The sequence below is a fragment of the Bradyrhizobium sp. genome (genome assembly GCF_030654605.1).
Lineage (GTDB): Bacteria > Pseudomonadota > Alphaproteobacteria > Rhizobiales > Xanthobacteraceae > Bradyrhizobium.
The window spans coordinates 1-8,470 of record NZ_JAURXB010000180.1; the positions used below are offsets into that span (position 1 = coordinate 1).

Below are 8,470 nucleotides of genomic sequence, written 5' to 3' on the forward strand. Positions count from 1 at the left end.
CCAGTGAGATCGGGCATGCCGGCGGCGCTGTCAATGCCGACGCATCACGCCGCAACTGAATGGGCGGCGATGATCTGGTCGGCGGCGCGGCCGGTGACTTCGGCCATGCGGTCGAACTGGCGGGTGAAGCTTCCGGCGCCGGCGGTGGCCGAGCGCAGCTCGACGATCAATTCGCCGATCTCGGCTTCCGGCATCATGGCGCGGACGCGGTCCCAGCCGGGCCAGCCCTCGCGGGTGTCGAAGCCGAGGATCTGGCCGCGCCGTCCCGACAGGATGGCGTTGATCTTCGCCGTGGCCTCGGTCGGGCAGACGATCTCGACCACATGGATCGGCTCCAGCAGCACCGGCGCGCTTTGCTGCTGAGCTTCGGTGACGCCGATCCGCGCCGCTGTGCGGAAGGCGAGATCGGAGGAATCGACGCTGTGATAGGAACCGTCCATCAGCGTCACCTGGACGTCGATCACGGGGAAGCCGAGCGGCCCTTTCAGCAATCCGTCGACCACGCCCTCTTCCACCGCGCCGATATAGTTTTTCGGCACCGCACCTCCGACCACCTTTTCGTGGAATTCGAAGCCGCCGCCGCGCGGCATCGGCTTGACCTCCAGCACCACGTCGCCGAACTGGCCATGGCCGCCGGACTGCTTCTTGTGCCGGCCGCGCTGGGTGATCGATTTGCGGATGGTTTCGAGATAACCGATCGAGGGCGGCTGCGATTTGACGTTGACGCCGAACCGGTCCTTGAGCCGTTCCAGCGCCACCCGCAGATGCATCTCGCCCTGTCCCCACAACACGATGTCGTGGGTGCGCGGGTTGTGAATCATGGTCAGCGAGGGATCCTCCTCGTTGAGCCGCAGCAGCGCCTGGCCGAGCTTGACGTCGTCCTTGCGGTCGGTGGCCGACAGCGACAGCGCCAGTACGGGCGGCGTCGGCTCAACGCTGACCAGCGCCTTCGGCGCGGTCTTGCCGCTCGACACGGTGTCGCCGGTCTTGATGGTGTCGAGCTTGCCGAGTGCTACCGTCTCGCCGGCCTCGGCGGCGGGACGCTTGCTGTCATGGGTGCCGCTTACCGCAAGAATTCCGGACACCCTGCCGTGCTCGCCCGATGACGACTGCAGCGTGGCGCCGTCGTCGAGATGGCCGGCGAGCAGCCGCGTCAGCGACAGTTTTCCGCCGTGCTGCAGATGATGGGTCTTGAACACATAGGCCAGCGCATCCTTCGGCGACGACACGCCGAGCCGCTTCGCGGTCGCGGTGACGTCGGGCGCTTCGTGCCGCAGCGCCTTCATCAGCCGCAGCACGCCGTTCTCGCGGATCGCCGATCCCAGCAGCACCGGACAGATCAGGCCTTCGCGCAATTCGCGGGCGAGATCGTCGAACACCGCATCGCGCGGCGGCGGGATATCCTCCAGCAACTGCTCCATCAGCGCGTCGTCGTGATCGGCGAGTTTCTCCAGCATCGAGAAGCGGGCTTCCTTCTCGCGGTCGAGATCGCCGCCCTCCAGCGCCACCACTTCGGAGGCCTTGTGCTCGCGGTAGACGAAGGCGCGCTCCAGCGCGAGGTCGACGAAGCCGGCGATCAGGTCGCCGTTCCAGATCGGAATCTGTCGCAGCACCAGCGGAATCCGTGACGCCGGCTGCAGCGTCGCCAACGTTTCGCGGATGCGCTTGTTGGCGCGGTCGATCTTGTTGAGAAACAGGAAGCGCGGAATGCCGAGGTCCTCGAGCTCGCGCAGGATGATCTGCAGCTGCGGCAGCTTCTTCTCGTCCGCCTCGCAGACCACGACCGCGGCATCGACCGCCGGGATCGCGGCGCGCATGTCGTGCGCGAATTCAACTGAACCGGGACAATCGATAAAGGTGTAGCTTTCGCCCATGAAGGTGGTGGTGGCGGCGGTGAGCCCGGTTCCCATCTTGTGATGGCGGGCCTCGGGACTGGCGTCCCCGACCGAGGTTCCGGCATCGACGCTGCCGGCGCGAGGGATGGCGCCGGTGCGCGCCAATATGGCTTCGAGAAGTGTAGTTTTACCGCTCTGGAAAGGGCCCACCAGCGCAATGCACCGTGGACCCGATTTTTTAGTGCCTGGGGGACTTCTGACGTCTTGTCCCATCGCCGCCTCCTTGGTTGGAGCTCGGCCCGTGATTGGGTCGGCAGGGCGATGCTCCGCCTGTCCCGTGATTTTGGCAAGTGGGAAATATTGTTGATGCAGTGCATTGTGAAGTGCACAGCGACGGGCACAGACTGTGAGCCGCAATCAAAAGGGTCGCGCGAAATGCGCGCGGACTCGTCGTCCCCGCCTAGTGCGCAATTGCGCACGGGGCGCGGGGACCCATACGCCGTGCCGTCAATCGTGTGGACGGTGTCAGTGGGCTTGTTGAACCATCGCGGCGTTGCATCAAACTACCGGGGTTATGGGTCCCCGCGTTCGCGGGGACGACGCTGATAAATTTCAAATCAGCCGCAAGCACAGTTCCGCGTTCTCGCGGCACGATCTGCCCGAGCTTTGCCAATCATTCCCCCTCAAATGAGGGAGCAGGGAATGTCGGATGCGCGCTGCACCCGCGATCTCGTGTGCGAAGTCGTGCAAAAAAAAGCTGCACACGAGCATACAGGGCAGCGGAGAACATCCGACATTCCCTGCGCAATGGCTCTACGGCTTATACGTACTCTCCCCGGTGAGCTACGCTCTGTTGCCACCGTCGCCTGCGAACAAGTCGCAAGCTTGGCGCCAGCCTTGCGGCGCCAGGACCACACGATTTCGCCGTACGCTTCGGCACCGCTCGTCCGCACGTTCCAAGGACCGCTCACGGAGTTTATCCCGCCCTGCAATCCCGTTCCGCGCCCGATGCCGCCGCGTCCACCGCATCCCATCCCAACGTTCGGTGACGATGGCCAACGCCCCTTCCTAAGGGGACAGGATGGCGTGAGTCATAAAGGTGTTTCGGGCTTCGGGAAAAGCGAAATCTTACCCGACGGGTTAATTTGTCGCAGGTGGGGCGCTTCAAAGTAAAATATCGGAATGCTTTGAGGCTCGCGACAGGCAACAGCATCCGATTTTGAATTGCCCCGCCCCAGCCACCCATTCCCGCCTTTAGCTAGGCTTCCAGAGGGCCGGAAATCCGGGCTTTCGCTCATTCAATTTCTTCTCCCGGACTCGTGATTGACCGAATTCGAGGTAGAAATAGCCGAAAGTCGTCGCCAAAAGATGCCAATATGCCAGATAGCCATTGGCTCTTGCCGCAATTTTATACACGCTGCCAGCACGCGCAGCTTGGAGGCGTCCTCACGAGCGGCCCACATTGGACGCAGAACCGATGACCAAATATTTTCAACTCAAACGGCGCTTCGTGAAATTTCCCGCGCCTGGCGACGAAGATGACAGCGAATCCTCGTCTTGGCAGTTTTCTGGTGAAGGTAAGGTTTGGCAAGATGTTCTTGGCGACCCTTGTTCAGTCATTGTAGGTGAGGGCGGAACCGGCAAGACCGAAGAGTTTAGGCAGCAGGCACTCGCTCTAAGGGCACAAGGTAAGCCTGCCTTTCTCTGCCGCCTAGAGATGCTGGCGGAGCTACCCCTGCAGGCCGCCCTTGAAATCGGGAAGCCTGAAGAAGTCCAGGCATGGTTCGAGTCCGACGAGCACGCCTATTTTTTTCTGGATTCCGTTGACGAAGCAAAGCTGGTTTCGGCCCGAAGCTTCGAGACGGCAATAGTACGTTTTGCTGAAGCCGTTAAGCCTTTTGCACGGCGCGCGACAATTGTCATTTCAACGCGTCCTCACGCTTGGCAAGCATTCTCTGATAGAGACCTCGTTTGCCGGATACTCGAACTCGTGCCGACTTCCCGCACCAGCGAGCCTGTCGAAACAATTGACGAACATCACGCGCAAGAAGCCGGTGGCGAGCAAACGCAGGCGCCTAGCGTAAAGGTAATTGCTGCAATCAATGTCTTGCAGCTTGCGCCGCTTGATAACGAGCAAATCAGGCATTTCGCCGAGGAATCTGGTGTTGCTGACAGTCAAGTTTTTCTCGATGCCATTGAGCATGTAGATGCCACCATATTCGCGAACAGGCCCGCCGACTTGCCGGGGCTTATCGAACTCTGGCAGTCAAAACGCAAGATTGGTCAATATTCGGAAGTGGTCGAGAACAACATCCGCCTTAAGCTGCAAGAGAAAAATGCTCGACATTTGGCAGCCTCGCCGATGGGGCCCGATCGCGTGCTCGAAGGAGCGCAAGTACTTGCAGCGGCGGTTACGCTCACCGGCCGCACCTCTATTCTTTATGCGCCAGACGGGGCCGACGAGAGTGTTAAGGCCATATCCATTGACCCGCATGAGGTACTTAGACAGTGGCAGCCCAATGAGATTAACGCGCTATTGAGCAGATCACTCTTCGACGAGTCGCTCTACGGCGCGGTCAGGTTTCACCATCGTACCGCGCGCGAGTACCTGGCCGCCCGATGGTTTCAAAAACTTCTCCAATCGGGAAAAGGTCTTCGCGAGGTTCAGAAGATATTCTTCGCCAAGGCCTATGGCAGCGAGCGGTTGATTGTATTGCCCCCCATGAAGCCGATTGTTGGCTGGCTTGCAATCTGGGACGACCGGTTTCGGAACCAGGTAATTCGAACTGACCCCAAGCTTTTGCTGTCCCACGGAGATGCGTCTTCGATTGATGTCGAGACAAGAGCGGCAGTTCTGAGGCAGTTCGCCAAGCAATACGCCAAGCAGCAGCATACGCCGCTAAGTCTGAATCTTCGTGAGGTGCGACGTCTCGCGAGTCCAAGCTTAGCTGGTACCATAAAAGAATTGCTCAAGAAGCATCGAGATCACCACGACCTCAGAACCCTGCTCCTTCGGACAATCCGTGAAGGAAAAATAACAGACTGCGCCGCCGTTGCAGCAACATTTGCCGCTGATGACGCAGTGAACACCTACTCGCGTGGAGTGGCCGCGCAAGCGGTAGGAGTTGCCGGAACAACCGCGCAGAAACGAGCACTCATCAAAGTTCTTCTCAGGAAAGTCGACGCGCTTGATCGTCAAATTCTCGCGGCCGTTATTGAAACAATGTGGCCCGAGGTCCTCACAGATAAGGAGTTGATGCGAATTATCGAGGGGACCAACGCTTCGAAGCCTTACTCCATGGACCATCTCGAGCGTGAACTGGAAGACCTATGTAACCGGATTCCCAGCGTCGGGCGTGGCGTCACCCTGCTGGAAGCGGCCTTGATACTGGTTGGCAAGCCTCCGCTGCACAACGGCGGGTTTTGCCGCATTTCGGCGGACCACGGGTGGCTTATCCAATTTGTTTGGAAGTTGGTCGAGTATGTCACCGCGCATGACGGGTTACCGGAGGACAGTCCCATCTTACTTCAGGCTTTGGCGTTGTGTGAGCAAGCAGACCACCTTGATCGCTATACAGGCGACGTGCACAGCAAGACTATCAAGTTTATTAGCCAGCGCCGATCTCTGCGACACGCCCTCTTCTGGTACTCCGCCCAAATAGAACGGGGACACTCGGCTCAGCCGGTTAATAAGTTCTGGCTCGTTATGCAAAGCCCAACTCTCGGCAATATTGACGAGGGTGACTTTGACGGATTTCTGCTTGCGCTCAGCGAGCGGCCGCTATTTGACGATAGGCTGGTAGCCCTTTCAGCACTCTGCTTCCTGTGCCGCCGGTCGGAAAATGGCGATGAACTACTCCAAAGAGTTAGGGTTGCCATTGCTGGCTGCGCAACTCTCGAAGAGGCATTGGAAGATGAATTGACACCGCGTGAGCCGTCTCAATCTGAGAGGAATTTCGCCATGCGGCATCAGCGTCAAAAAAAGCAGCAGCAAACCCGAAAGCGCAAGAACGAAGCGGGACGCCAGAGCTTCATTAGGCGGGTTAGGGCTGACCCAAACTTGATTGGCAGTCTCGATTTGGCAAAGAACGAAGCAAAGCTGTGGAATTCCACTCTGTGGCTATTTAAGGAAATTCGACAAAAGAAGTCACACAACTCTCGATGGACCATCGCAGATTGGGAGGTCCTCAAACCAGATTATGGAGACGAGGTCGCGCAGCGATTTCGAGACTTCTGCATCGCTTTGTGGCGGGTCTATCAGCCTGAACTTCGCTCCGAACGAAGGAAGGAAACCAATGGTACCTCTTGGATCACCATTGCGGGTCTCAGCGGGCTCACAATGGAGTCGCGACTGTCCGGTGAGTGGGCTGCGAAGCTAACGCCTGAAGAAGCCTCACTAGCGACGCGCTATGCCGTCGAAGAGCTCAATGAGCTTCCGCCGTGGATGTTAACGCTCTATGCGGCTCATTCTGGTCCTGTTACAGACATTATTCTCAAAGAGATCGAGTGGGAAATGTCGCTGGCCGAGGAAAAGGCGGCGCCTTCTTACGTACTCTCGCGGTTGCTCTGGAACGCAAAGGAGCTTGGCGATCTTCTCCGACCGAAGATCATGGAGGCAATCCAGAAGAACCCCCAGGCCAACGCCTCGGCGTTGCTCGCTAGCCTATCTGTCGTGTTGCGCCGTCCCGCACCTCTTTCCAGAGAGTTCAAAGCATTTGTCGCCAAACGCGCGAAAGGTGCCAAAAGCGAGAAGGCCCGCTCCGTATGGATTGCGGTATCGCTCTGCTTGGATTCCAAAAGGGGCTTAGAAGCACTTGAAAAATGGGTAAAGCAGGCTTCAAACAGCCGGGAAGCTGAAGAGCGGGTGTCAGGCGTTCTCAATCTCGTTTGGGGCGACCGATACGAGCGCCTGAGTTGCGAATTCAAGGACTTCATGAAGGCGTCCGCGCTATTAAGGCTAATAAAGATCGCCCATGGCCATGTCAGGATAGAAGACGACATCGAGCATAACGAGGTTTATTCGCCGGCGCCGAGAGACCACGCACAGCGCGCTCGCGATCACCTGCTGAACTTGCTGCTTTCGATTCCCGGTCAACCCACACGCGACGCCCTTTTGGAGCTTTCAGAGTTTCACACGGCAGAGTATCCGAAGAACCGAATGCTCGTGCTCGCCGAAGAGCATGCCGAACGCGACGCAGCCGCTCAAGCGTCGTCGTGGACAGCAACGCAGGTGGCCGAATTCGTCGAATCTGCGGAAAGAAGCCCCACTTCTCAGAAGGGATTGTATGACCTTGCGCTTTCTCGCCTCGACGACCTCAAACTAGATTTGGAAGAGGGTGACGAAAGCGAAGCGACCGTATTACAGCGCGTCACAGATGAGATTGAGTTGCGGCGCTCGCTTGCCAATAGGCTAAGGCAAGCTGCGCGCGGAAAATACACCATCGCGTCCGAAGAAGAGCTTGCCAATCAGGACCGCACCGATATTCGGCTTCACAATCCAGCAGTGGAAGGGCGGACCCCAATCGAGGTGAAAATCGCTGGTCAATGGACGGCCGCTGAACTGAGTGAGCGGTTGGAAAATCAGTTAATCCGTCAATACATGAAGGAGTCTCGCTACGGCGTTTTCCTGATCGTCAATCGAGGTTCGGATAAGGACAAGCTAAGCTGGGTCGTTTTAGGCAAGCACCGTCAGCCGTTTTCCGCACTTATCGAATGGCTAGAAAAAGAAGCTGTACGGCTCGCGAAGAAGCATAGCGCGAGCGTGCAAGGCCTGGAAATCGTGGGCATCGACCTGTTGAAACGCAATTCGGGCAAGATCGCCAAGAAGGCCGTTGTCGCAAAGAGGGGCAAGAAAGGTGTAACCAAGTCATCTGCGAGGGTGCGTGCTCAGCCTTACCGGAGGAGACGTCCTTCGGCCCGAACTAACTGAAGCGGCGCAAAGTTGTCGCTTTACCGACGGTGTCTTCGGATGGCGCGACAAGGTATCAAAGGCGCAGGAGTGCTGCCAAGCAGCAGCGCGTTCGCATCAAAGGAAAGAACCGATGGACCTGAAGGGCACCGTCGCACTGGTGACGGGCGGCAATGGCGGGCTGGGGCAGCGGATCTGCCACGCGCTGGCGCAAGAGGGCGCGCATGTGGCGGTGGTGTACGCGCGCAGCCGCGAGCAGGCGGAAGGCGTCACCGGCGAACTGGCGTCGCAATATCAGGTCAACGCCCGGGCGTTCGGCTGCGACATCGCCGACGGCGCCGATGTGGAGCGGCTGGTCGGCGAGGTCATCAAGGCCTTCGGCCGGCTCGACGTGCTGGTCAATGACGCCGCCTACAATATCGCGATCCCGTTCGGCGATCTCGACGGGCTGACGCCGGAGGTGTGGGAGAAGATCATGGCGATCAACCTGACCGGGCCGATGCGCCTGATCAAGGCGGTCGCCCCGGTCATGAAGGCGCAGGGGCAAGGCCGCATCGTCAACATCGCCTCGGTGGCGGGGCTGAGCCCGACCGGCTCCTCGATCGCCTATGCAGTGTCGAAGGCGGGGCTCATTCACCTGACGCGCTGCATGGCGGTGGCGCTGGCGCCGGAGACGCTGGTCAACTGCGTGGCGCCGGGCCTGCTGGACGGCACGCGCGCGACGGCC

3 protein-coding genes are annotated in these 8,470 nt (G+C 59.1%); 2 read left to right on the forward strand and 1 reads right to left on the reverse strand.

Going from position 1 to position 8,470, the window contains the following annotated elements:
• Positions 1-44: 44 nt before the first annotated feature.
• The gene (locus Q7U29_RS16565; RefSeq protein ID WP_304743274.1) at positions 45-2,108 is read right to left on the reverse strand and encodes an elongation factor G; all 2,064 of its coding nucleotides are present in this window, start codon (positions 2,106-2,108) and stop codon (positions 45-47) included.
• Positions 2,109-3,312: 1,204 nt separating this feature from the next.
• Here Q7U29_RS16565 and Q7U29_RS16570 point away from each other — a divergent pair.
• Positions 3,313-7,764, forward strand: coding sequence for a hypothetical protein (locus tag Q7U29_RS16570; RefSeq protein ID WP_304743276.1), 4,452 nt, complete (start codon positions 3,313-3,315; stop codon positions 7,762-7,764).
• Positions 7,765-7,876: 112 nt separating this feature from the next.
• The coding region (locus Q7U29_RS16575) for an SDR family NAD(P)-dependent oxidoreductase (RefSeq protein ID WP_304743278.1) at positions 7,877-8,470 on the forward strand (594 nt) is incomplete at its 3' end.